Annotated in this window: 25 protein-coding genes; 3 read left to right on the forward strand and 22 right to left on the reverse strand. The window is 39.3% G+C overall.

Annotated elements, in window-relative coordinates:
* The first annotated feature begins 230 nt into the window (after positions 1-230).
* From wtpA to wtpC, 3 genes are read left to right on the forward strand one after another with little or no spacing between them, the layout of a single operon-like run.
* Positions 231-1,283, forward strand: a complete 1,053-nt coding sequence (gene wtpA, locus NZ900_06240; protein MCS7233688.1) for a tungstate ABC transporter substrate-binding protein WtpA — start codon at positions 231-233, stop codon at positions 1,281-1,283.
* On the forward strand, positions 1,280-2,038 hold the full coding sequence (locus NZ900_06245; GenBank protein ID MCS7233689.1) for an ABC transporter permease: 759 nt from the start codon (positions 1,280-1,282) through the stop codon (positions 2,036-2,038). Before wtpA ends, NZ900_06245 begins: the two co-directional genes overlap by 4 nt.
* Positions 2,031-3,071, forward strand: coding sequence for a tungstate ABC transporter ATP-binding protein WtpC (wtpC, locus tag NZ900_06250; GenBank protein ID MCS7233690.1), 1,041 nt, complete (start codon positions 2,031-2,033; stop codon positions 3,069-3,071). The genes NZ900_06245 and wtpC overlap by 8 nt, the downstream gene beginning before the upstream one ends.
* Before the next feature lie 55 nt (positions 3,072-3,126).
* Here the strand turns inward: wtpC and NZ900_06255 are convergent, their stop codons facing one another.
* The 22 genes from NZ900_06255 to NZ900_06360 all read right to left on the reverse strand — a co-directional run bounded on the left by NZ900_06255 (position 3,127) and on the right by NZ900_06360 (position 21,356).
* Positions 3,127-3,711, reverse strand: a complete 585-nt coding sequence (locus NZ900_06255; protein ID MCS7233691.1) for a DJ-1/PfpI family protein — start codon at positions 3,709-3,711, stop codon at positions 3,127-3,129.
* A 16-nt stretch (positions 3,712-3,727) separates the two neighbouring features.
* Positions 3,728-4,378, reverse strand: a complete 651-nt coding sequence (hypB, locus tag NZ900_06260) for a hydrogenase nickel incorporation protein HypB (GenBank protein ID MCS7233692.1) — start codon at positions 4,376-4,378, stop codon at positions 3,728-3,730.
* Positions 4,347-4,733, reverse strand: coding sequence for a hydrogenase maturation nickel metallochaperone HypA (gene hypA / locus NZ900_06265; GenBank protein ID MCS7233693.1), 387 nt, complete (start codon positions 4,731-4,733; stop codon positions 4,347-4,349). The genes hypB and hypA overlap by 32 nt, the downstream gene beginning before the upstream one ends.
* The gene (locus NZ900_06270) at positions 4,715-5,170 is read right to left on the reverse strand and encodes a hydrogenase maturation protease (protein ID MCS7233694.1); all 456 of its coding nucleotides are present in this window, start codon (positions 5,168-5,170) and stop codon (positions 4,715-4,717) included. The genes hypA and NZ900_06270 overlap by 19 nt, the downstream gene beginning before the upstream one ends.
* A gap of 8 nt (positions 5,171-5,178) precedes the next feature.
* Positions 5,179-6,606: a Ni/Fe hydrogenase subunit alpha gene (locus tag NZ900_06275; GenBank protein ID MCS7233695.1), complete on the reverse strand. Its 1,428-nt coding sequence runs from the start codon at positions 6,604-6,606 to the stop codon at positions 5,179-5,181.
* An 18-nt stretch (positions 6,607-6,624) separates the two neighbouring features.
* Complete coding sequence (locus NZ900_06280) at positions 6,625-7,164, reverse strand: NADP oxidoreductase (GenBank protein ID MCS7233696.1); 540 nt, start codon at positions 7,162-7,164, stop codon at positions 6,625-6,627.
* 18 nt (positions 7,165-7,182) lie between these two features.
* A complete protein-coding gene (locus NZ900_06285) occupies positions 7,183-9,024 on the reverse strand; it encodes a 2Fe-2S iron-sulfur cluster-binding protein (GenBank protein MCS7233697.1) in 1,842 nt (613 codons plus the stop codon).
* A 15-nt stretch (positions 9,025-9,039) separates the two neighbouring features.
* Positions 9,040-10,611 carry an NADH-quinone oxidoreductase subunit NuoF gene (nuoF, locus tag NZ900_06290; GenBank protein MCS7233698.1) on the reverse strand — a complete coding sequence of 524 codons (1,572 nt, stop codon included), beginning with the start codon at positions 10,609-10,611 and terminating at the stop codon, positions 9,040-9,042.
* Positions 10,612-10,613: 2 nt separating this feature from the next.
* Positions 10,614-11,069 (reverse strand): NADH-quinone oxidoreductase subunit NuoE, encoded by a 456-nt coding sequence (gene nuoE, locus NZ900_06295; protein ID MCS7233699.1) that lies wholly within the window; start codon positions 11,067-11,069, stop codon positions 10,614-10,616.
* Positions 11,070-11,124: 55 nt separating this feature from the next.
* A complete protein-coding gene (locus tag NZ900_06300; GenBank protein ID MCS7233700.1) occupies positions 11,125-12,909 on the reverse strand; it encodes an NADH-quinone oxidoreductase subunit NuoF in 1,785 nt (594 codons plus the stop codon).
* A gap of 33 nt (positions 12,910-12,942) precedes the next feature.
* The gene (locus NZ900_06305; protein MCS7233701.1) at positions 12,943-13,293 is read right to left on the reverse strand and encodes a (2Fe-2S) ferredoxin domain-containing protein; all 351 of its coding nucleotides are present in this window, start codon (positions 13,291-13,293) and stop codon (positions 12,943-12,945) included.
* Positions 13,294-13,845, reverse strand: coding sequence for an ATP-binding protein (locus NZ900_06310; protein MCS7233702.1), 552 nt, complete (start codon positions 13,843-13,845; stop codon positions 13,294-13,296).
* On the reverse strand, positions 13,845-14,318 hold the full coding sequence (gene nuoE, locus NZ900_06315; protein MCS7233703.1) for an NADH-quinone oxidoreductase subunit NuoE: 474 nt from the start codon (positions 14,316-14,318) through the stop codon (positions 13,845-13,847). Before nuoE (NZ900_06315) ends, NZ900_06310 begins: the two co-directional genes overlap by 1 nt.
* The gene (locus tag NZ900_06320; protein MCS7233704.1) at positions 14,312-15,046 is read right to left on the reverse strand and encodes a PHP domain-containing protein; all 735 of its coding nucleotides are present in this window, start codon (positions 15,044-15,046) and stop codon (positions 14,312-14,314) included. Before NZ900_06320 ends, nuoE (NZ900_06315) begins: the two co-directional genes overlap by 7 nt.
* Before the next feature lie 16 nt (positions 15,047-15,062).
* Positions 15,063-15,398, reverse strand: coding sequence for a DRTGG domain-containing protein (locus NZ900_06325; protein ID MCS7233705.1), 336 nt, complete (start codon positions 15,396-15,398; stop codon positions 15,063-15,065).
* Complete coding sequence (locus NZ900_06330) at positions 15,395-16,348, reverse strand: CBS domain-containing protein (protein MCS7233706.1); 954 nt, start codon at positions 16,346-16,348, stop codon at positions 15,395-15,397. Before NZ900_06330 ends, NZ900_06325 begins: the two co-directional genes overlap by 4 nt.
* The gene (locus NZ900_06335; GenBank protein ID MCS7233707.1) at positions 16,345-16,686 is read right to left on the reverse strand and encodes a hypothetical protein; all 342 of its coding nucleotides are present in this window, start codon (positions 16,684-16,686) and stop codon (positions 16,345-16,347) included. Before NZ900_06335 ends, NZ900_06330 begins: the two co-directional genes overlap by 4 nt.
* Positions 16,687-16,716: 30 nt before the next feature.
* A complete protein-coding gene (locus tag NZ900_06340; GenBank protein ID MCS7233708.1) occupies positions 16,717-17,691 on the reverse strand; it encodes an ornithine cyclodeaminase family protein in 975 nt (324 codons plus the stop codon).
* 15 nt (positions 17,692-17,706) lie between these two features.
* Complete coding sequence (locus NZ900_06345; GenBank protein ID MCS7233709.1) at positions 17,707-18,849, reverse strand: FAD-binding oxidoreductase; 1,143 nt, start codon at positions 18,847-18,849, stop codon at positions 17,707-17,709.
* Positions 18,850-18,857: 8 nt separating this feature from the next.
* Positions 18,858-19,055, reverse strand: coding sequence for a MoaD/ThiS family protein (locus NZ900_06350; protein ID MCS7233710.1), 198 nt, complete (start codon positions 19,053-19,055; stop codon positions 18,858-18,860).
* Between the two features lie 65 nt (positions 19,056-19,120).
* Positions 19,121-20,950, reverse strand: coding sequence for an aldehyde ferredoxin oxidoreductase family protein (locus NZ900_06355; protein MCS7233711.1), 1,830 nt, complete (start codon positions 20,948-20,950; stop codon positions 19,121-19,123).
* A gap of 16 nt (positions 20,951-20,966) precedes the next feature.
* A complete protein-coding gene (locus NZ900_06360) occupies positions 20,967-21,356 on the reverse strand; it encodes a 4Fe-4S dicluster domain-containing protein (GenBank protein ID MCS7233712.1) in 390 nt (129 codons plus the stop codon).
* Between the last annotated feature and the right edge of the window lie 30 nt (positions 21,357-21,386).

A 21,386-nucleotide genomic window follows, 5' to 3' on the forward strand; every position in this document is an offset into this window, starting at 1 on the left:
AACCTCACCTCCTCATGAATACAACTTAAATTCTAATATTAGTTACTATAAAAATCAATAAGATCTAAAATAACTTGTTATATCAGAAATTCAGAAATTATAAAACAACATTGAATAAGCAGTTACTTAGAAACAAAGTTCAACAATATGGGTTATCCCTTGAAAGGTTAAAAAAGGGCCTGTATAATCTCAGTATCAGAAAAACCGCCGTATAAAAACGATAGATGAAAATGAAGAGGCCTTCTGTCATTCAAAAACATTATAAGTCAGGCCTTAAAACAAAGGTAAATATATTAATTCTTGCTCTCCTCTTAGTATTTCTTTCGTTAAAAACGATTTGTCATGCTCAGAAGCTCACACTTACCATATTTCACGCAGGTTCACTAAGTGTTCCATTTAAAATTCTTCAAAAAAGCTTTTCTGAGTCCTACCTTAAAAAAACTGGAATAGAAGTATTCTTTAAAACAGAAATTTCAGGAAGCATCGAAGCAGTTAGGAAAGTAACAGATCTTGGGAAAAGAGCTGACATAATAGCTGTTGCAGATTACGAACTTATACCTCAGCTCCTTTATCCCAAATATGTTGATTTCTACGTTCTTTTCGCTACTAATGAAATAGTATTAGCTTATTCAGACAAAAGCAAATATACTAAAGAGATAAACTCTACAAATTGGTATGATATACTTTTAAAAGAGGGAGTTTCCTTTGGCTTTAGCGATCCTAATCAAGATCCGTGCGGTTACAGAAGCTTAATGGTTATAAAGCTATCAGATCTTTATTACAATAAACCTGTTTTCGAAAGCCTTATAGTTTCTAATACAAATATCACTATTTCTGGTAACTCAATTAATGTTCCTAAAGACATTATACCTAAAAGAAAAGTAATCATAAGGCCAAAAGAGGTAGATCTTACAGCACTTGTAGAAAGCGGAGCTTTAGATTACTTCTTCATCTATAAAAGTGTTGCGAAACAACATGGATTAAAATTTGTGGAGCTCCCTTTAGAAGTAAATTTAAAGGATGTTTCGCTCGCAGAAACATATAAAAAGATCAACGTTATCCTAGGATCTACCAATAAGACTATGTCAGGGACTCCCATTATTTATGGACTCACTATACTTAAAAACGCGCCTTGTAAGGAGCTAGCTATAAGGTTTCTTTCGTATATGTTAAGTGAAGGGAAAGAAGCTTTTACAAACAATCATCACGAGTTTTTAGAAGCTCCTTTAGCTTTTGGCAACATTCCAAAGGAGATAGAAGGTTTAGTGAAAGTCATAAAATGAACAAACAGAGGAGAGATTATTTTATATACTTCTTTGCCGCCATAGGAAGCTTTATCATTATATATATGGTTATACCTATAATAATACTGTTTGTAAAACAGATAACAGATCTTCCCATGTTATTTGAAATCCTTAAAGATTCATTGGTAATAGAGTCTCTTAAAAACACCCTTTTAACATCAACCATTTCCACCTCACTTGCTCTTTTATTTGGGATACCCTTAGGGTATGTCCTGGCAAGAAGAGATTTTAAAGGCAAAGGGGTAATTCAAAGCATTGTAGATCTTCCTGTAGTTATCCCCCATTCTGTGGTCGGTATAATGCTCTTACTCACCTTTTCAGAAAAGATTATTGATAGCTACACAGGAATAATAATGGTAATGTTTTTCGTGTCTGCCTCTTTCGTCGTCAACTCTACAAAAGATGGTTTTTTAGGAGTAGATGAAAAGCTTGAGTACGTAGCTCGAACCCTTGGAGCATCAAAAATTAAAGCCTTTTTCACAATATCCGTACCTATAGCGCTTCCTTCAATAATAAGCGGAGCAATAATGGCTTGGGCAAGAGCTATTAGCGAAGTTGGTGCGATATTAATCGTAGCTTATCACCCTAAAACAGCTCAAGTATTGGTCATGGAGTACTTCACAAATTACGGATTAAGATCCTCCATACCAATAGCAGTTTTACTTATGATCTTAAGCCTGATTATATTCACTACATTACGCATTCTTATAGGGAGGGCAAAGAAAATTGCTTAGGCTTGAGAATGTGTATAGAAAGTGGCGTGACTTTTATCTCGAAAGCATATCTTTTGAGGTAGAAGAGGGAGAGTACTTTATTATTCTGGGACCAAGCGGTGCGGGGAAAACTCTCCTACTTGAGGTAATTGCAGGGATTTTCTTCCCAGAAAAGGGTAAGATTTACTGGAATGGAGAGGATATTACCTATCTTGAACCGGAAAGAAGAGGCTTCGCTTATGTTCCACAGAATTACGGTCTTTTCCCCCACATGAGCGTATATGAAAACATAGCTTATGGATTAAGACTCAAAAAAATGACAGAAAAATATATATCTCGAAAGGTAAGAGAAATAGCTGACATCCTAGGTATAGGGGACTTGCTTAACCGAAAACCTAAGACTTTAAGCGGAGGAGAGGCTCAACGAGTTGCAATAGCTAGAAGCCTAGTCATGAACGCTAAGCTTTTGCTTTTAGACGAACCTTTTGCCAACCTCGATCCATTAACATCATCAAAGCTTCTATCAGATTTCAGAAATTGGCGAAAAGATATCGATTTTACTGCTATACATGTAACACACTCTTTCGAGGAAGCACTATCTTTGGGTGATAAAGTAGGCATAATGCTTGATGGACAGCTTGCTCAAGTGGGTAGTATAAGGGAGGTTTTCTCAAAACCGAAAGATGAAAGAATAGCCTCCTTTTTAGGGTTCGAAAACATAATAGAAGGAATGGCCCAAGGGGAAGAGCTCAAAGCTAATGGAATTTACATAAAGCTACCCAAAAGCCTTTACGGCAAAGCTAGAATAGCTATACGACCTGAAGATGTAATAATTTCAGAAAGCCCTTTTAAAAGCTCCGTCCGTAACATATTTGAAGCCACCATTTCAGATATTCATGATCTAGGAGGGATCCTTAAAATTACACTTAAAGTTGAAAACTTAACCATAAAAGCTTTAATAACAAAATCATCTGCTTTGGAACTAGGAATAGCTATGGGGAAAAAAGTTTTTGTAGGATTTAAAGCTACAGCAATTCATATTTTTGAGAGATAAAAATACAGGGAAGCAAGAAAAGGCTTTTTCTTGCTTCCCTGTATGTCTTCTTCATCTATATCTCTATTTTAGCTCCGAGTAACTCAACAAACTTTCTAATCCATTCAGGGTGAGCCGGCCAAGCAGGTGCGGTCACAAATATATCATCAACTACAGCATTAGAGAACGTGCTGTTTGGAGGAACATAGGTAGCACCTGCAAGTTCCACCTCAGCAGCAACTGCAGGATATGCACAGATCTTTTTCCCACTTATAACCTTAGCTGCTGTCAAAAGTTGAGGACCATGACATATTGCAGCAATAGGCTTTTTATTTTCCGCAAACTTTTTCACAAGTTCAACCACCTTAGGGTTAATCCTTAAATACTCTGGAGCCCTACCACCAGGTATAACCAGGCCATCGTAATCCTCAACCTTAACCTCATTAAAATCTTTAGTTATAGCGAAAAAGTGTCCAGGTTTTTCGCTATAAGTTTGATCCCCCTCAAAGTCATGAATAGCTGTTTTTACCCTCTCACCAGGCTTCTTACCAGGACATATCGTATCTACTTTATAACCAAGCATAAGAAGCATCTGATATGGAACCATTGCCTCATAGTCCTCTACGAAGTCTCCCACCAATACCAATATTCTTTTACTCATCTCGCCTCGCCCCCTTTTAGAACCTATTTATTTTAGATACTATCCAATTTACGAACTCCTCTATACCTTCTTCAGTTTCACAGGAGACTTCGAAAACTGGCATATCGGGCGCAATTCTCCTTATAGGCATATAAAATCTCTCCTTATTAAACTTAAAAAGAGGCAGTATATCAATCTTATTCAAAACTATAGCCTTAGAAACCTTAACTACTACAGGATATTTCTCTGGTTTATCATCTCCCTCAGGAACGCTTAAAACCCCTATCTTGTAATCCTCTCCTAAGTCGAAAGCAGTAGGACAAACTAAGTTTCCTACATTTTCTATAAATAGGATCTCCATATCATCAAGAGGCAGCTCCTCTATAGCCTTGCCTACCAGATTAGCATCCAAGTGACAACCACCCTCAGTATTTATCTGAACAACCGGAACCCCGGCTTTATGTATAAGCTCGGCATCCCTAATAGTTGTTAAATCTCCCTCTATAACTCCTATCTTATATTTATCCTTTAACCTATTTATAACCCTTAAAAGTAGCGATGTTTTTCCCGCGCCAGGTGATCCAATAAGATTAAAGGTTACTATACCTTTTTCCTTGAAGATCTTCCTATTCGTCTCTGCTACCCGTTTCTCCGCTTCAAGGACTTTTCTCACTATCTTTATCTCCAAGTTTATCTTCACTCCTTTCAATTTCAAGTCCAATTAACTCAAATTCATTTCCTCCATCAATATCAAGCTCCTCACTTCCACACTTAGGACAAGCTCCAAAGAAATCATCAATATCAAAAGAGTGACCACATGAACGACACATACCTCTAAAAGGTACTTCCTCCAACTCAAGTTTAGCCCCTTTAGCTATACTTCCCTCAGCCAAAGAGCCAAAGGCAAAACTTAATAGGTCAGGAACAACTCCTACAAGCTTTCCCACCCTAACCCTAACCTTAAGTATCCTACATGCCCCATATTTAACTGCTTCCTCTAAAACTACACTAATTAAAGCTTCCGCTAAAGAGAACTCATGCATGTTTTTAATTTACTATTTATAAAGCTATAAAGTAATTTTTCGACTTCTCTAGCAATCTCTCGCGTTCTCCGACTTAGCCCAGCACCAAAGGAAAAATCTTCACCTTTTATACTTAATATCCAAGATTCCGGTTTATTTTTATAAATCTGATCAAGGAGGCATAAAAGATCTGCCGGATATAGCGTATGAGAAACATAGTTTAGGGGAGCATGGTGCTCCCCTACCTCTATTTTTCTTAAAGACCAAATTTCCTCACCAGCTGAAGCATCTATAAATATTAAATACCTTGCGTTTCTGAACTCTTCAATAAGCTCTGGCATAAGCTGATGTAGAAGGAGAACTTTTACCTTCTTTTCTCCTCCAAATCTAACTTTTACTCTTGCCCCTATCCATATGCCTACACCATCATCTTTTCTTAAGTAGTTTCCGTAGCCTATTACAACTATCAGGAACCTTTCACCAACTCTTTTATTTTGTTTCCTTCGGCATCATAAATCACAACCTGAAGTGGCATTTTACCAATAGCATGAGTAGCACATGAAAGACATGGATCATAACATCTTATAGCAACCTCCAGCATATTTAAGAAACCCTCTTTTATTTCCGGTCCTCTTATATACTCTTTGGCAACAAGCTCCACAGCTTTATTCATAGCATGATTATTATGAACGGTAGCCACAACAAGGTTAGCTTTGATAATCTCACCATTTTCATTTACCTTATAATGATGTATAAGAGTTCCTCTTGGAGCTTCAAGGATACCCACTCCCTCAGGCTTAAAATCTCTACTAACTACTTGAAGCTCCGTTCCAGTGATATCAGGATCCTCTAAAAGCTCTTTCAAACGCTCTGCAGAGTGTAAAGCTTCTATCATTCTCGCATAATGATAGAAAAGAGATCCCTCTGCTACCCTATCTCCTATCATCTCACGAAAGAGTTTAAGCTCCTCTTTAGCTAAAGGAGTAGAGATATCATCACAACAATTTATCCTCGCCAAAGGCCCGACTCTGTAACTTCCCTCAGGATAGCCAAACTCCTTATAAAATGGAAACTTCATATAAGACCACGGCTCAACCCACTCGCCTATTTTATTAAGATATTCATCTTCGCTAAACTCATCAATAATTCTCCCTCTATGATCACAGAGCCTTATCTTGCCATGGTAGAGATCAAGATTCCCATTGCTGTCCACAAGTCCCATATAGAAAGAAGGAAAAGAAGCGAACTTTCTGAATTTTTCTCCCCACTCTATAGCCAAGTTTCTAATCAGCCTAACTGTATCTTTAAGACTATCTATTACCCAATCTATATCCTTCAAAAGCGAATCTCTCTCCTGAACAGTAAGCCCTTTATTAACCCCCCCTGGAATAGCAAATCGAGGATGTATTCTTTTACCAGCAAGGGTCCTTATTACCTCCTGTCCATACTTCCTAAGCTTTACTCCTCTAATAGCTAAGTCCGGATACTTTTCTATTATACCTATAACATTTCTTATCTTAGGATCCGCATCCATACCCAAAAGAAGGTCAGGACTTGCAAGGTGGAAGAAATGCAAAGAGTGAGATTGAACTAATTGCCCCATATGCATAAGCTCTCTTAACTTCTTAGCCGTTGGAGGAATCTCAACACCTAGTATTTTATCCGTAGCTTTAGCTGAAGCAAGATGATGACTAACAGGACATATACCACATGCCCTCTGGGTCATTACAGGCATTTCCCAAAAAACTCTACCTTCACAAAATTTTTCAAACCCTCTTATCTGAGTAACATGGAAAAACGTTTTTTCAACCTTTCCATCTTCATTAAGGTATATAGTAACCTTACCATGTCCTTCTACTCTGGTTACAGGGAATATTTCCAATTTGTTTCCCATGATTTAAGCACCTCCTAACTATTCATACGATAAAAGCTCTGGCGGCAATACAGGTATTTTTCCTTCAAGGAGCTCTCTTAACGCATATTCTATAGCTTTCGGATCAGGTGGACATCCCGGCACATAAACATCAACTTTAACAAATTGATCGATTGCCTTAACGCTTGGGAAAAGTTTAGGAACATCTTCATGAGGAATAACCTTTTCTGGATTAACAGTACTTTCCGTTTCCACATAAACCCTTTTTAGAACCTCCTCCTTTTTAAAGAAGTTTCTCATAGCAGGAATACCGCCAAAACAAGCACAATCCCCCAACGCCACTAATATTTTCGAATTCTCACGTATCTTTTTTAAAACTTCTAGTTGTTCTTCATTTCCAACAGCTCCCTCAACTATTCCTACATCAACTGGATGAAACTCCTTTATATCCGTTATTGGACTCGCATCAAACTCTATTTTTGATGCTAACTCCACAAGTTTCTCGTCCAAATCTAACATAGACATATGACACCCAGAACAACACTCAAGCCATGTGGTAGCAACTCTTACTTTAGCCAAGTTCATCTCCCCCTTACATTAAAGCTTTCTAACTATATCATCTATACTTATAGAGCCAAGCCTCATAGCATCAGCTAGGTCTGACAATAATTCTCTTGGACTCTTAACTCCTTTTTCCGCCTTTAGTATGGGACTAAACCTCCTAGCTTTTCCATCCATAACCTTATAAGTTCCCTCATTTTCAAGCCAGCTCTTACCTGGTATAACTACATCAGAAAGCTTCATTATAGCATCTATATAAGCACTGTGGAGAACGATAGTCTCATAACCCTTCTCAGCTATGGATGCTGGTGAATAACTTGAATCTATATCTCCAAGGAAAAGGAAAAGAAGCTTTTTGCTTTTACCAGCACTATCAGCCAAATCAGGACTTATTCCTAATTCCCAAGCAGCTAAGCTATTACCCGTAGGAGTTAATATCATAACTTTAACATTGAGCTCCTCAGCGAGCTTAAGCCATGGTTCTATAGCCTCTTTATTACTTAACAAGCTGGCCCCCTCTAAAACTATAATCGAGTTAGACATCGACTTTATCTTATTCTTATAATCATTGGCAAGAGATCCTTCACTTCCCTCTGCTACCCTTCTTACCTCTTTAGCCCATCTATCTATCTTACTTTCAATAGAGGAAATTACTACTAGCTCCGCGCCTCTGTTTCTAACGGCTCTCCTTATATAGGAACCTACTACACTATGCTCCTTAACTATATCTCCTCCTATAAGAAGAATTAGATCAGCATTAAGTACGTCCTCATATGTACCTTTAGAAAGCTTAAAAGAAGATAAGTTTCTATATACATTACCGTCAAAAGTGTCTATATCTTTCACCCCTATCCTAGACGCAAACTCTTTAATATAAGCTAAATCCTCCGCTGGTAGAAAAGAAGAGGTCCTAAAGGCAATTTGATCAGGAGAATAAGCTTTTAGAAGCTGAACAACTCTATTCAGGGCCTCTTCGTATGTGGCCTCTACAAACCTACCTTTAGAATCCCTAAGAAGAGGAGTAGAAATTCTGTTTCTAGATTCCATAAGAGGTCCATATCTCCCTTTCTCGCAAAGCTGTCCCCCATCCAAGCTTCCCTTAACCAAGCCATTTCCTTCTATTTCAACGATATTGTTGTATCTTACGTAATTAGTAGTTTCACAACCTATACCACATATAGGACAAAAGGTTTCTATTCTCTCACAGAGGCTCCTTCTGCTCTTATAACCTCCAAACTTGCTAAAAATGGCACCAGCTGGACAAACCTGCATACAGGCCCCACAAGATATACAGCTTGATTTCCCCTTGCTTAAACCTGTGTCCACAGCTATCAAAGCTTTAGAGCCTCTAAAGCTAAAGTCAAGCGTCGAGTTAGCCACAATTTCTGAACAGACCCTAACACACCTGCCGCAAAGTATGCAACGGTTATGATCAGTAACCATCACTGGAGAGCTTGTATCCACTGGATACTTATCTACATAGACAGGGAATGGGAAGTGCTCTATTTGAACCTCATAAGCCCTCTTCTGAAGTTCACAATCCGTATCTTCGTATTTTCCACTTTTTTCACAGAACATACAAAAGTGGTTTCTCTCCGTCATTATAAGATTCATCACAAACTTACGAGCTTCCTTAACTCTATCGGTATCTGTGTATACCTCCATTCCATCAGCTACAGGAGTAGTGCAGCTTGTTAGAAGCCTTGGAGAACCTTTAACCTCTACAACACAAAGCCTACAACCTCCATGAGGAGTCAAACCATCATGATAACATAAGGTTGGAATTCTAAAGCCAGCTTTTCTAGCAGCTTCAAGAATCGTCATTCCTTCTGTTGCAACAACATCTTTTCCGTTTATCTTCAGCTTTACCTCTTTCACAGTATAAAACACCTCCTAAGATATTAATTCACTCTTGAAGAACTTAACAGCACTTGATAAAGGAAGGATAACTGACTGACCTAAGGCACATAGTGCCGTATCAGCCATTTTATCTGAAATTTCCATCATTTCTTTAAAATCCTTTTCGCTACCCTTACTCACCGCTATCCTCTCCATCTTTTCATAAAGCTTACTAATTCCTACCCTACAGGGTACACATTTTCCACAACTCTCATGCTTAAAGAAGAATATAACATTTTTGAGCATATCAACTATAGAAGTAGCTTCGTCAAAAACTAAGATAGCTCCTGAACCTAAAACCCCACCATACTCTTTCAATCCCTCATAAGAAAGCGGGATATCAAGGGCATCTCTGCCTAAAAAGGCGCCGGCAGCCCCACCTATAAGAGCAGCCTTAAACTGCCGGTTGTTTCTAATGCCCTTGGCAAAGTCAAATATTACCTCCTTCAAAGTAGTCCCCATTTCCACCTCTATCAGCCCTGGTTCATTTACATGCCCAAGTATTGTATAAACCTTAGTACCTGGAGACTCTCTCGTTCCTATACTTCTAAACCAACTTGCCCCATTTAATATTATAGGTGGAACATTAGCAAGTGTTTCAACATTATTTACTACTGTAGGATAACCCCATAATCCCTTGACACCAGGATAATACGGAGGTTTGGGCCTTGGGTTTCCTCTTTTACCTTCTATAGATTCTATTAAAGCTGTTTCCTCTCCACACACATAAGCCCCTGCTCCTTTCTTAATCTCCACATGAAAAGAAAAACCCGTCTCCAGAATATTATCTCCCAATAAACCCATCTTATAAGCATCCTCTATAGCCTTACCTATTCTTCTTATAGAAAGCTCATACTCTCCTCTTATATATAAGTAACCCCTTTTAGCTCCAACTGCATAACCTGCTATTATCATTCCCTCAAGAACTTTATGAGGATCCCCTTCAAGTATAAGCCTATCCTTAAACGTACCCGGTTCTCCTTCATCCGCGTTACATACCACAAACTTCTGAGAGGCTTTAACATCAGCGGTAATTCTCCACTTTCTACCTGTAGGAAAACCTGCTCCCCCTCTACCTCTTAAACCGGAATTTTCTATTTCATTTATAACCCATTCAGGAGAAGACTCTAAAGCTTTAGCTAAAGCTTCATAACCCCCAGTGGCTATGTATTCTTCTATACTGTCTGGATTTATAACCCCCGCATTCTGTAAAACAACTCTCTTCTGCCTGGCTAATTTTTTAGGAGCTTCACCTCTTGCTAGAATTTCGGCTATCTGGGGTTCAAGCATCAATCTTTTAACAAATCTACCCTTAAGAAGATGCTCCTCCACTATTTGAGGCACATCTTCAAGCTTTACATTGACATAGTAGACACCTTCAGGATAAACAAGCAAAACGACACCCCTACCTGTTATACCAAGGCTTCCCGTCTCAAGGACCCTAACCTCATCTTCAAGCCCTCGTTTCTTGATTTCTTCCTCGAGCTTCCTTTGGACCTCTCTTGCTCCAGCCAAAACAGCTCCCGCATCTATACCAACCAAAACATGGGCTCTCTCTATCCTCATTCCTATCCTCCCCTTCTATACTCATTAATAATGTCTCTAACTCTAGCCGGGGTTAAATTTCCATAAGCTATCTCGTCTATCATCATGGCTGGAGCTACACCGCATATTCCAAGACAGCTTGATATCTCCAAGGTGAATAGCCCATCTTTTGTGGTATCCCCCACGTCCACACCAAGTTCTTCTTTTAAGGCTTCTAAAATACTCTCTCCTCCTAGCAAATGACAAGCAGGTGAAACACACACCCTTATTACATGTTTTCCTCTAGGCTTTACAGAAAACATCGTATAAAACGTCGCTGTACCATACACCTCTGCAGGTGTTATTCCGACATATTTAGCAATCATCTCTATATCCTCACTAGATAAGCTATTATTGGGAGAAGTTTCTTGAACAGCGTGAAGAATATCTAATAAATTTTCTCTCCTCGGCTCAAACTTACTCAACACATCCTTCACCATGGAATTTTACTCCCCCTCCCTTGACTATAGCTTTACTCATCCCATCCTTGCTTCCCTAATCAATTATAACGGCATTCACGGGACAAACCTTCTTGCACTCTCCACATTTTACACAAATTTCCGAATTTATAAAATGAGGCTTTCTTATAGCTCCACTTATAGCTTTAACTGGACATACTTTAGCACATCTACCACACCCTATACATTTTTCCACTAAAATAAGATACTTGATTAGAGAGACACAGACCTTAGCTGGGCACTTCTTTTGTATAACGTGAGCCTCGTACTCCTCTCTAAAGTATCTAACGGTGCTTAATACAGGATTAGGCGCTGTTTGTCCTAAACCACATAGAGAAGCTTGTTGAACCCAATTTCCAAGTCTCTCCAACTCATTAATATCCTCCATCTTGCCTGCTCCCTGGGTTATCCTTTCAAGAATCTCTAACATTCTCTTGGTCCCTACTCTACAAGGAATACACTTTCCACAAGATTCAAGCTGACAAAACTCCAAGAAATATCGTGCTAACTCGACCATACATGTGTTTTCATCAAGGATTATTAGTCCACCAGATCCAACAATAGCCCCTGCTTCCTTCACAGACTCATAAGTTAAGGGAAGATCTAAGTGACGCTCAGTTAAACATCCACCAGAGGGTCCTCCTATCTGCGCAGCTTTAAACTTTCCATCGTTTATGATTCCTCCACCAATATCAAACACAACCTCTCGCAAGGTTATTCCCATTGGTACTTCTATCAATCCCGTATTTTTCACCTTTCCCGATAGAGCAAAAACCTTCGTTCCCGAGGAACTATCGGTACCAAAGCTTCTAAACCACTCAGGACCATTAAGTATTATATGCCTTACGTTAGCATACGTTTCTACATTGTTTATCAAGGTTGGCTTACCCCAAAGCCCATGCGTAGCTGGAAAAGGAGGTTTAGACCTTGGCATTCCCCTTCTACCCTCTATAGAGGCAAGAAGAGCTGTCTCCTCACCACAAACAAAGGCGCCAGCACCTATTCTCAACTCTACATCAAAGGAGAAACCCGTATCAAGAATATTCTTACCTAAGAATCCGTATTTCCTTGCCTGCTCCATAGCTATCTGCAACCTTTTTATTGCTAATGGATATTCAGCTCTAACGTAAATATAACCTTGCTTTGATCCTACAGCATAGGCTGCTATAAGCATACCCTCTAAAACAGCATGAGGGTCTCCCTCTAAAATAGCTCTGTCCATAAAGGCTCCAGGATCTCCCTCATCCCCATTGCAAACAACATACTTTGGCTCCCCTTTTGCTGATCTAACAAACCTCCACTTTAATCCCGTTGGAAAACCTGCACCTCCTCTTCCCCTAAGGTTGGACTTTTCCATCATAGATATAACCTCATCAGGCGTCATTCTCTCAAGTACCCTAGCTAAAGCCTCGTACCCGTTTGCAGCTATGTACTCCTCTATATTCTCCGGATCGATAACACCACAGTTAGCAAGTACTATCTTCTCTTGCTTTGCAAAAAACGGGATTTCCTCTTTGCTAACCCTTACGGCAGCTTCATCCTTAGCCAAAAGCTCCTTTACAACTCTACCCTTTAGCAGATGCTCCTCTACTATAAGATCTACATCGCTTAAACCAACTTTCTGATAAAATGCACCTTCCGGGTAGACCAGAACAATGGGACCTCTCTCACACGGTCCCATACAACCAGTACCTATTATTCTAACTTCAACATCCAGCTCTTTCTCTTTTATTTTCTCCTCTAATCTCTTCTTAACAAGCTCGCTACCTGCAGATACACAGCCCGCTCCCATGCAAACCAAAACGTGAGCTCTTTGAATCAAAACCATCACTCCCCCACACTAAGGTATCAGAACTTATACAACATATTCAGAAACTATTCTGCCATTTATAACATGTTCAACAACTATTCTTCTCGCTACTTCAGGAGTAACTCTACCGTAAGTTATAGAAGCCTCTGGAGTAATAACTTCCACAAGAGGCTCTGCTGATGCCAAACCTTTCTCGCCAGTTTGCAAAACAATAACATCCTTCAATCCTCTTTTTGATATCTCGTCCAAAAATGCCTTTAATACCTCCCTTGCCCCAGCAGCTATACCTGACGTCCCCATACTCACGATTATCTTTACTTTAGGTTCTATGCTTTCCCTTAGCTTAAGCTCCTCCTGCACCTTTTCCCTCAACTTCCTAAGTTCCTCTATCTTCATCTATATACCTCCTTTCAAAATAGCATTTATCTCCCTCTCTATATCTTCCTTTACAAATCTTATAACCTCTGGGTGAAAAAGGGCTTCCTTTCCAAGAACTTCCTTTATTTCCCTCGTATCGATTTTAAACTCTCCATAATCAGTTTTAACATATATAAAGAAATCTATATCAGCATGACCAGCTATTATAGTAAGTATTGTAGATGATAAATCACCTAATGGAGGTCGATCTATATGATTAAGCTTCATCTGAACAGTAACCTTCGTACCTTTACCTTTCTCGCTATCAATAGTCAAAGAGCCCCCACAGCCTTCCGCAACCTGAGCAAATATGGGCAATCCCAAACCCACCCTTTTCCCAGATTTAGATGTATAAAATGGATCTAATGCTTTTACCGCCTCATCTTTTTCCATTCCCTTACCGTTATCTTCTATAACTATCTTTAAGACATCGTTCTTCTCGCTAACTTCTAATAGTATCTTAATAATTGAAGCACCTGCACTTACTGAATTTTCAACTATATCTAATATATTTAAAGAAAGTTCCTCCATTATCCACCATATTTAGAAATTATATTTCTCACACTCTCAGGAGTAACCCTACCATGTATATCCTCATTAACCATAAGTACTGGAGCCAATCCGCAGCAACCAAAACATCTAGCTATATCTAGCGTGAACATACCATCAGGTGTTGTATGTCCTACCTTTATACCCAAAACCTTCTCAAGCTCCTTGACTATTTCTGGAGCTCCTCTAACATGGCATGCCGTACCTTCACATACGGTTATTATGTATTTTCCAACAGGCTCTCTTCTGAAAAAGTTATAAAAGGTCACAACACCATAAACAGTACTCTCCGGAATTCCAAGCTTCTCCGCCACAAGCTTTTGAACCTCCTCTGGAAGATAACCGATCTCTAGCTGAATAGAGTGAAGAGCACCTATAAGCGAAGACTGTCCCTTAGGAAAGCGATTTAAAATCTTTTCAACTTTTTCAAGCTTTTCCTTTGATAATTTTACCATATTTTAACCCTCCTTTTATCTTGAATCGCTTCAATCAAATTGTAGGGATCAAGCCTGTCCAGACAAACAAGGGTTCTCCCTTTTCCAATAGAATCTAAAAAATGAGCATCAGAAGAAACTATAATAACGTGCTCGCTGAACTCTGGATGCTCCGAGAGAAATGAAGAAATATCCGTGGAGTGACCTATTTCTAATATCTTGAAGGGGAAATCCTGAGGAACAAAACCCAACACGGGGATTATCCCACAGAACTCACGATTAACATGAGCTGGATAAGCTATACCTCTTAACTCCCTTGTCTTTTGAACAACATCCTCAATAGAAACCCTAGCAGAAATCTGAAGCAACCTCTTATCTATTTCAATAACATTATCCTCCTCATCCACAACCACTTGAACTCCAAATATCTCCTCATTGTTTATTAAGTTAGGTATATATTCTTTAAGCCATTCCTCAAAGCTCAGAACCATTTCCTCTGTTGGGAAAAGGGAGACAAGATGTACCTCCTCTTGCGTCTGCACTTCTATACCTGGTATGACCAAGATATTTTCCCTTTGACCAGCTCTAATGCATGCTCCGACATTCTTAGCACTATTATGATCCGTTATGGCTAAAACTTCAACCCCAACCTCTTTCGCTTTAAGGATAATATTCCTGGGAGTCATCTCCCAGTCAGCACAAGCTGAAAGCACGGTATGTATATGAAGCTCTGCTTTAAACCATTTCATATTATAACACTCTAGCTCACTTTAATCCAGCCTTAAATAAGATTCCAGAGGTTCTAAAGGAATTTTCCTTAGTCCTTATGATAGCCACACCTTCTTGCTTTGCCTTCTCAACAACCTTAGGATCCACACTTTTATTCTCGCATATTATTATAGCCTTTATACCTACTAAGACGGCTACAGCAACCACATTCAAGTGGCTTTGTATAGTTACCCACACAGAGTCTGCTTTAGCTTTGCCTATAACTTCGCTTAAAAGATCGCTCGTATAACCGTAAGTCACCTCTTCATCCATGTTAAGCTCACCAGTCAAAACCTCACAATCCAAAATATCAACTATCTCCCTTATCTTCAAGACTCTCCCTCCCTAATATTAAAGACCATTTCCACTTTAGTCCCCTTTCCTACCTGAGATAGAATTATTAATCTATCAGCTACTCTTCTCATGTTAGGCAAGCCCATCCCTGCACCAAAGCCGAACTCCCTTATATAATCCGGTGCTGTTGTATAACCCTCTTTCATTGCTAGATCTACATCTTCTATACCAGGTCCCCAATCCCTAACTAACACTACAACGCTATTTTCATCAAAAAATGCAAGAATTAGTCCCTTTCCACCAGCATGAATAACTACATTTACTTCAGCTTCATAAGTTCCAACACTAACTCTTCTAATGAACGGTTTAGGATAGTTCCTTTTCTCTAAAACCTTCTTTAAAAAAGTTGTTCCCTCACCAGCTTCCATTATCGAACTTGTGTTTATCTCATATTTGAAAGAAGCCCTATTTTCTATAAACTCTTCTCCAGTTAGTATAGACACCTCTTTGCTTAAAAAAGCCTCTCTTCTTTTATCGTGAATGTATATTGAATGAAGACGTCTTAAAATAGCTCTCAAAATATCGTGTTTAGTTATTAAACCGACAAGCTTCCCCTTCTTGTCTATTACAGGATATCTACCATACTTATATTTCTCAAAGGTTTCCACCACTTTCTCAAACGTATCATTAGGCTCAAGATAGATTATCTTATCTAAAGGTGTCATATATTCTCCTACTTTCTTATTTATCACACCCTCTTCAAGAGCTCTTATTATTCTTTCTGTACTAACTAAACCAACAAGCTTACCTTCACCATCCACGATAGGAATTCCCGAAATTCTTTTATCCCGCATAATCACCCTCGCTTCCGAAAGCTTATTCTCAGGCGTTAAAGTTATCAAATCCTTCTTCATTATTTCATCAGCGGTCATAAAGCTGAATATCCTTTTGTATTCGCTTAAATAATTCAAAATGTCAAGCTCGCTCATACCCCTCGCAGACCCCGTTCATAAAGCTTACCACAAGCATCAAATAGGAAGTATCTGGTTTTTAAAAGAGGAATATTCTCCTCTTTCGCCTTATCCACAGTCTCAGGAAGAGGCTCCTTACCTCTAACTATAACTATCCCGGCTAGATCCAATATCTTCCCTACCTTGACTATCTGTGGACTGACAATACCAGTTAGAAGAACGGATCCAGGTGTAGCAAAAGCCAGTATATCGCTAATCATATCGGACGCACATCCATATTTAACTTCCTTGTCAAGAAGCTCTTCACATGCATATACTTTGGCTTCCAAAATATCTCTGATTTCCGCTAAAGTCAACATTCCTCACCTCTATTTTAAACAAGTTTTCTAAAAGTCCTTAATTTCGATACCAACACCCTTTTCCTTCGCTCTTTCATATATAAGCTTTCCAACAACCACATCCTCAACCGCTATACCTACGGTTTTAAATACAGTTATTTCTTCTTTGCTCCTCCTACCAGCCTTGACTCCAGCTAAAATCTCCCCAATTTCAACTATATCCTCTTTCTTCAAAACGGCTTCTCTTAAAGCCTCTATTACCTCTCCAGCCTCTTCAAGAACCGCCTCTTTAGAGTCTACAGCTACAACCGATGCTCTCTTAAAAACTTCAATATCTAGCTCTTTCATATCAGGTGTATAGGAACCTATTGCATTAATATGAACCCCTTCCTTAATATATTTTCCCCTTAACACTGGTTTATTCGACGTAGTGGCCGTAATTATCACATCGGCCTCAGGAATAACGCTTTCATAATCTCTAACAGCCATTACTTTTAAACGCATTTTATCAGTCATTTCTTTAGCGTAGATTTCTGCTTTTAAAGTATCAATATCATAAACGTAAACGAGCTCTATATCTCTAACTTCAGATAAAGCCTCGATTTGAATTCTTCCCTGGACACCAGCTCCAATTACAAGAGCAACTTTCGAATCCTCATTAGACAAAGCCTCAGCTGCAGCTCCACCAGCTGCTCCCGTTCTAATGGTTGTAACGGTACTTCCTTCTATCAAGGCCTGAGGGACCCCCGTTTCACCATCTATAATGAGTACAGCAGCATTTATCAAAGGCAAACCTCTCTGAGGATTAAAAGGACATACAGATACAACTTTAACCCCTGCACATTTATCCTCGAGAGTTGCTCCAGGCATAAAAAGAGTCGCGTTATCTCCCAATTTTATCGAAACTCTCAAAGGAATAATAGCTTTGCTCTGAGAAAAAAGAGCAAATCCCCTTTTAACAGCCTCAATAGCATCCCGCATTGTTATAACCTTTCTCACATCATCCCTAGTTATTACTAGCAATTTCAATACCCCCCATCAAATACAAACTGGCTCAGGTATGAGCTTACCCTTGTCAAACCTTTCTAAAAAGAAGGGAGTAATATCTATAAAGGGCTTCTCCCCAAGTATAAGTTCAGCCATTGCTCTGCCTATCGATGGGGCAAATTGGAGGCCATGTCCACTCCAACCAAGATTAAGATAAAAACCCTCTATAAGGGTGGGGCCTAATATCGCTTGAGAATCTGGTGTAATATCATAAATACCAGCCCATTGCCTTATAACTCTTATCCCTGATAAAAGCGGCATTTTCCTAACCACCTTTTTTGCAGCTTCCTCAAGAAAAGCCCAAGAGGATTTCATATTAAACCCCTTAACTTCGTTTGGGTTGCCAATACCAAGCACAAAGTTACCATTAGGAGTTTGTTTCCAGTAAGAACCGTCATCTAAACAAAGTACAAAGCTGTTTAAGACCCTATCCACCGGTTCAGTAACCAATATCTGGTGCCTTTCGGGATATAGTGGAACATCAATACCTACCCAAGATGCTATCTCCTTACCCCAAGGGCCTGCACAGTTAACAATGACAGGAGTAGATATAAAACCCTTTTCAGTATAAACTCCTTCAACCTTACTTCCACTTAACTTAATTCCCCAAACTCCGGTATAAGTATATAATTTTACGCCGAGCCTTTTAGCAGCCTCAGCATAAGCCAAGGTAGCATGAAACGGATTTATATGACCATCCTGATCACAAAAGCTTCCCCCAATTATACCTTCTACATTAAGGCAGGGGAAAAGCTTTTTAATGTCCTCCTTAGAAAGCATTTTAGATGAAATACCAAGTTTATTTTGAAGCTTAACGTTTTCTTCAAGCTGCCTGAACTGCTTTTCAGTATAAGCTATCCAAAGATAACCACCTTGCTCAAATTCTATCCCTTTAGGATATTCAAGCTCATAAGAAAGCCTCTTAAAAGCCTCAATATTATACTTAGCTAATATACAATTTATTTCCGTTCCAAACTGGTGCCTTACCCCACCCGCTGACCTTCCAGTCCCTCCAAAAGCTAAAAAGCTCCGCTCTAATAAAACTATACTTCTACATCCCTTTTTAGCTAAATGATAAGCTAAAGAACAGCCCTGGATTCCTCCCCCTATTATAACGACATCAGCTATTTCCATAAAAATGATTACCCTCCAGCTATAGGAGCCATAAGAGCCACTTCTTGACCATCCTTAATCTCTTGAGACTTATCTAATACTTTACCATCCACTATTACACCTGCCACTAAATCCTCGGGAATTTTAAGTTTAGCAAGAAGCTCTCTAACGGTTATAGAACCATCTATCTCCACATAACATACTTCAGGAATATATTTTTTAAGCAAAAGACCTCCCGTTTTAACCTTCACTGCCATGGATATACAAGTGAAGGGAGGCTTCTAACCTCCCTTCACTCTATCACCTCCAACTCTAATTCTTTTATTTTTTCTAAAGTCGGCCTGCCGTTTTTATCCCAACCCCTGACTTCATAATAAAAGTCAAGGAGCTTATCCACTTCTTCCTTCGGAATAAACTTTCCTTGCGTAGGACCACTTACCGCTGGTTCTTCCATCCATCTTGCGGGTGGATAATCATATTTCCTTCCAAAATCTGGAATTTCTCTCATCGCAAAGAGCCTGTTCTGGTTCCAAACTCTCTCAGCAGACTTAAGCAGCTCATCTAAAGTGGTTTCCCAACCTGTTATGGCACTATAAATCTTAGCATAATACTCTAAATCTAAGCCGCACTCCACCCATGTTAACCTACACACTCCAAGGGCGTCAAACATAGGTCTGGCATGCTGAAGGAAAACAACCCTCTCAGCTTTATCCCTTGTTATCTTCTCCCTTCCAACCTCAATATCATAAGTTATAGCCCAAGCCCTGTTATGATGCGCTCCTATATCACACGTGGCGTAAGCAAGAAGCATAGCCGGTGCCAGATGAGAATCATAAGCGCTTATCTCCATACCTTTCACCTGCATAGCAAACTTTATTGAGTCTTTCCCAAAATACTCAGCCGCTTTCTTAGTTCCTTCAGCGAGAATATTCCCTATGCCTTCCCTTTTAGCCATCATTTCAGCAAGTTTTACAAAACTTTCTATATCTCCCCATTTCAATTCTAATCCTCCCGTATCTTGTTTAGTTATTATGCCCTTCTCATAACACTCCATTGCAAAAGCTATTATTCCACCCGTAGAAATAGTATCTAAGCCAAGATTGTCGCATACATAATTTCCATAAGTTACTTCATATATGGAGGGCATCATACAATTCCCACCAATCATACCGATAGTTTCATACTCTGGTCCCTCTACGTAATATTTTTTGCCCTTATATTCAACACAAGAGTAGCTACCACAAGCTATTGGACAGAAGCCACAAGCCTTGTCATGAATTACCACTCTGCTTCTCATAGCTTCACCATTCATCTCTTTATAGTTATCATGATAACCTGTAGCAAAATTCTTCGTAGGAAAAGCCCCTATTTGATTCACCCAGTCTACAACCATGGATGTCCCATATCTCTGAAACTCAGGAAATACAGGGCTAGACATTAACTTCTTAAACATTTCCTTGCCAATTCTAAAGTACCTATCAAAGTCTGCAACAGGTATGCTCTTAGTTCCACGAACAGCTATAGCCTTTATCTTTTTAGAACCCATGACAGCTCCAACACCTGTTCTTGCAGATTCTCTGCCAAAGTCATGCCTTATTATAGCCACTTTAACCAAGTTTTCACCAGCAGGACCTATAACAGCTATTTGAAAATCCTCGCCCAACTCGTCTTTCAAGCTTTTCTCCGTTTCAATCGTTCCCTTCCCCCATAGATGCGAGGCATCTCTTATTTCCACATTATCATCATCTATAAGTATATATACAGGATCTTTCGAAGCCCCCTCAAATATAACCATATCATAACCTGCATATTTCAACTCTGAAGCCAAATGCCCTCCCATATTGCTATCTCCATAAATTCCAGTCAATGGAGATTTTGCAGCAAAGGTAATTTTACTTCCACAAGGGTTAAAAAGCCCCGCTAATGGTCCAGAGGCCATAACAAGCTTATTCTCTGGCCCCAATGGATCTATACCCTTCTTAAGTTCTCTATAAAGAATATAAGAGGCAAAACCTCTTCCCCCAAGAAACTTCCTCGCCATATTTAAATCAAGAGGTTCGGTTTTTATCTCCCTTTTTGAAAGATTAATCCGCAAAACCTTATGCATGTAACCTCCTACCACTTAAAATCCCTCCCCCTTAACTCTGAGCTACATAAAGAACGTTAAGCCCACAATATTCGATACACTCTCCGCAGAGATCACATTTTATAGGAGCACTCTCCGCAGGATGCTTTATCATTATTTCCTCCGGACAAGCACTAACACAAGCATAACAACCGATACACTTCTCTCTATCAATTTTATAAACTTCTCCTTCTTGATATATAGCCTCTACTGGACATACGCTTGCACATACACCACATTGAGTACAAGTTACTACTTTAAAGCCTGGCTCAGGTAAATTAGATTTAATAAGAATAGCCCCCTTTTTTGGATTGCTCTCCTTAAAATGAGATAAAGCACACACTAACTGGCATACCTTGCATCCGCTACATAAACCAGATTTTGCCGCTAGATGCCTCGCCATTAACCTCCCTCCCCGCCTTAAAGATTGTAA

The organism is Synergistota bacterium, from assembly GCA_025060595.1.
In the GTDB taxonomy this organism is placed as follows: domain Bacteria; phylum Synergistota; class GBS-1; order GBS-1; family GBS-1; genus 42-11.

Excerpts from the sequence above, each read along its gene's own strand:
- hypA (MCS7233693.1), bottom strand. The coding sequence starts at position 4,733 with ATGCATGAGTTCTCTTTAGCGGAAGCTTTAATTAGTGTAGTTTTAGAG.
- nuoE (MCS7233699.1), bottom strand. The coding sequence starts at position 11,069 with ATGGTGAAGGATGTGTTGAGTAAGTTTGAGCCGAGGAGAGAAAATTTA.
- NZ900_06275 (MCS7233695.1), bottom strand. The coding sequence starts at position 6,606 with ATGGGAAACAAATTGGAAATATTCCCTGTAACCAGAGTAGAAGGACAT.
- NZ900_06310 (MCS7233702.1), bottom strand. The coding sequence starts at position 13,845 with ATGGAGGAACTTTCTTTAAATATATTAGATATAGTTGAAAATTCAGTA.
- NZ900_06320 (MCS7233704.1), bottom strand. The coding sequence starts at position 15,046 with ATGAAATGGTTTAAAGCAGAGCTTCATATACATACCGTGCTTTCAGCT.
- nuoF (MCS7233698.1), bottom strand. The coding sequence starts at position 10,611 with ATGAGGATAGAGAGAGCCCATGTTTTGGTTGGTATAGATGCGGGAGCT.
- NZ900_06245 (MCS7233689.1), top strand. The coding sequence starts at position 1,280 with ATGAACAAACAGAGGAGAGATTATTTTATATACTTCTTTGCCGCCATA.
- NZ900_06305 (MCS7233701.1), bottom strand. The coding sequence starts at position 13,293 with ATGAAGATAGAGGAACTTAGGAAGTTGAGGGAAAAGGTGCAGGAGGAG.
- NZ900_06345 (MCS7233709.1), bottom strand. The coding sequence starts at position 18,849 with ATGGAAATAGCTGATGTCGTTATAATAGGGGGAGGAATCCAGGGCTGT.
- NZ900_06255 (MCS7233691.1), bottom strand. The coding sequence starts at position 3,711 with ATGAGTAAAAGAATATTGGTATTGGTGGGAGACTTCGTAGAGGACTAT.
- wtpA (MCS7233688.1), top strand. The coding sequence starts at position 231 with ATGAAGAGGCCTTCTGTCATTCAAAAACATTATAAGTCAGGCCTTAAA.
- NZ900_06330 (MCS7233706.1), bottom strand. The coding sequence starts at position 16,348 with ATGAGCGAGCTTGACATTTTGAATTATTTAAGCGAATACAAAAGGATA.
- nuoE (MCS7233703.1), bottom strand. The coding sequence starts at position 14,318 with ATGGTAAAATTATCAAAGGAAAAGCTTGAAAAAGTTGAAAAGATTTTA.
- NZ900_06360 (MCS7233712.1), bottom strand. The coding sequence starts at position 21,356 with ATGGCGAGGCATCTAGCGGCAAAATCTGGTTTATGTAGCGGATGCAAG.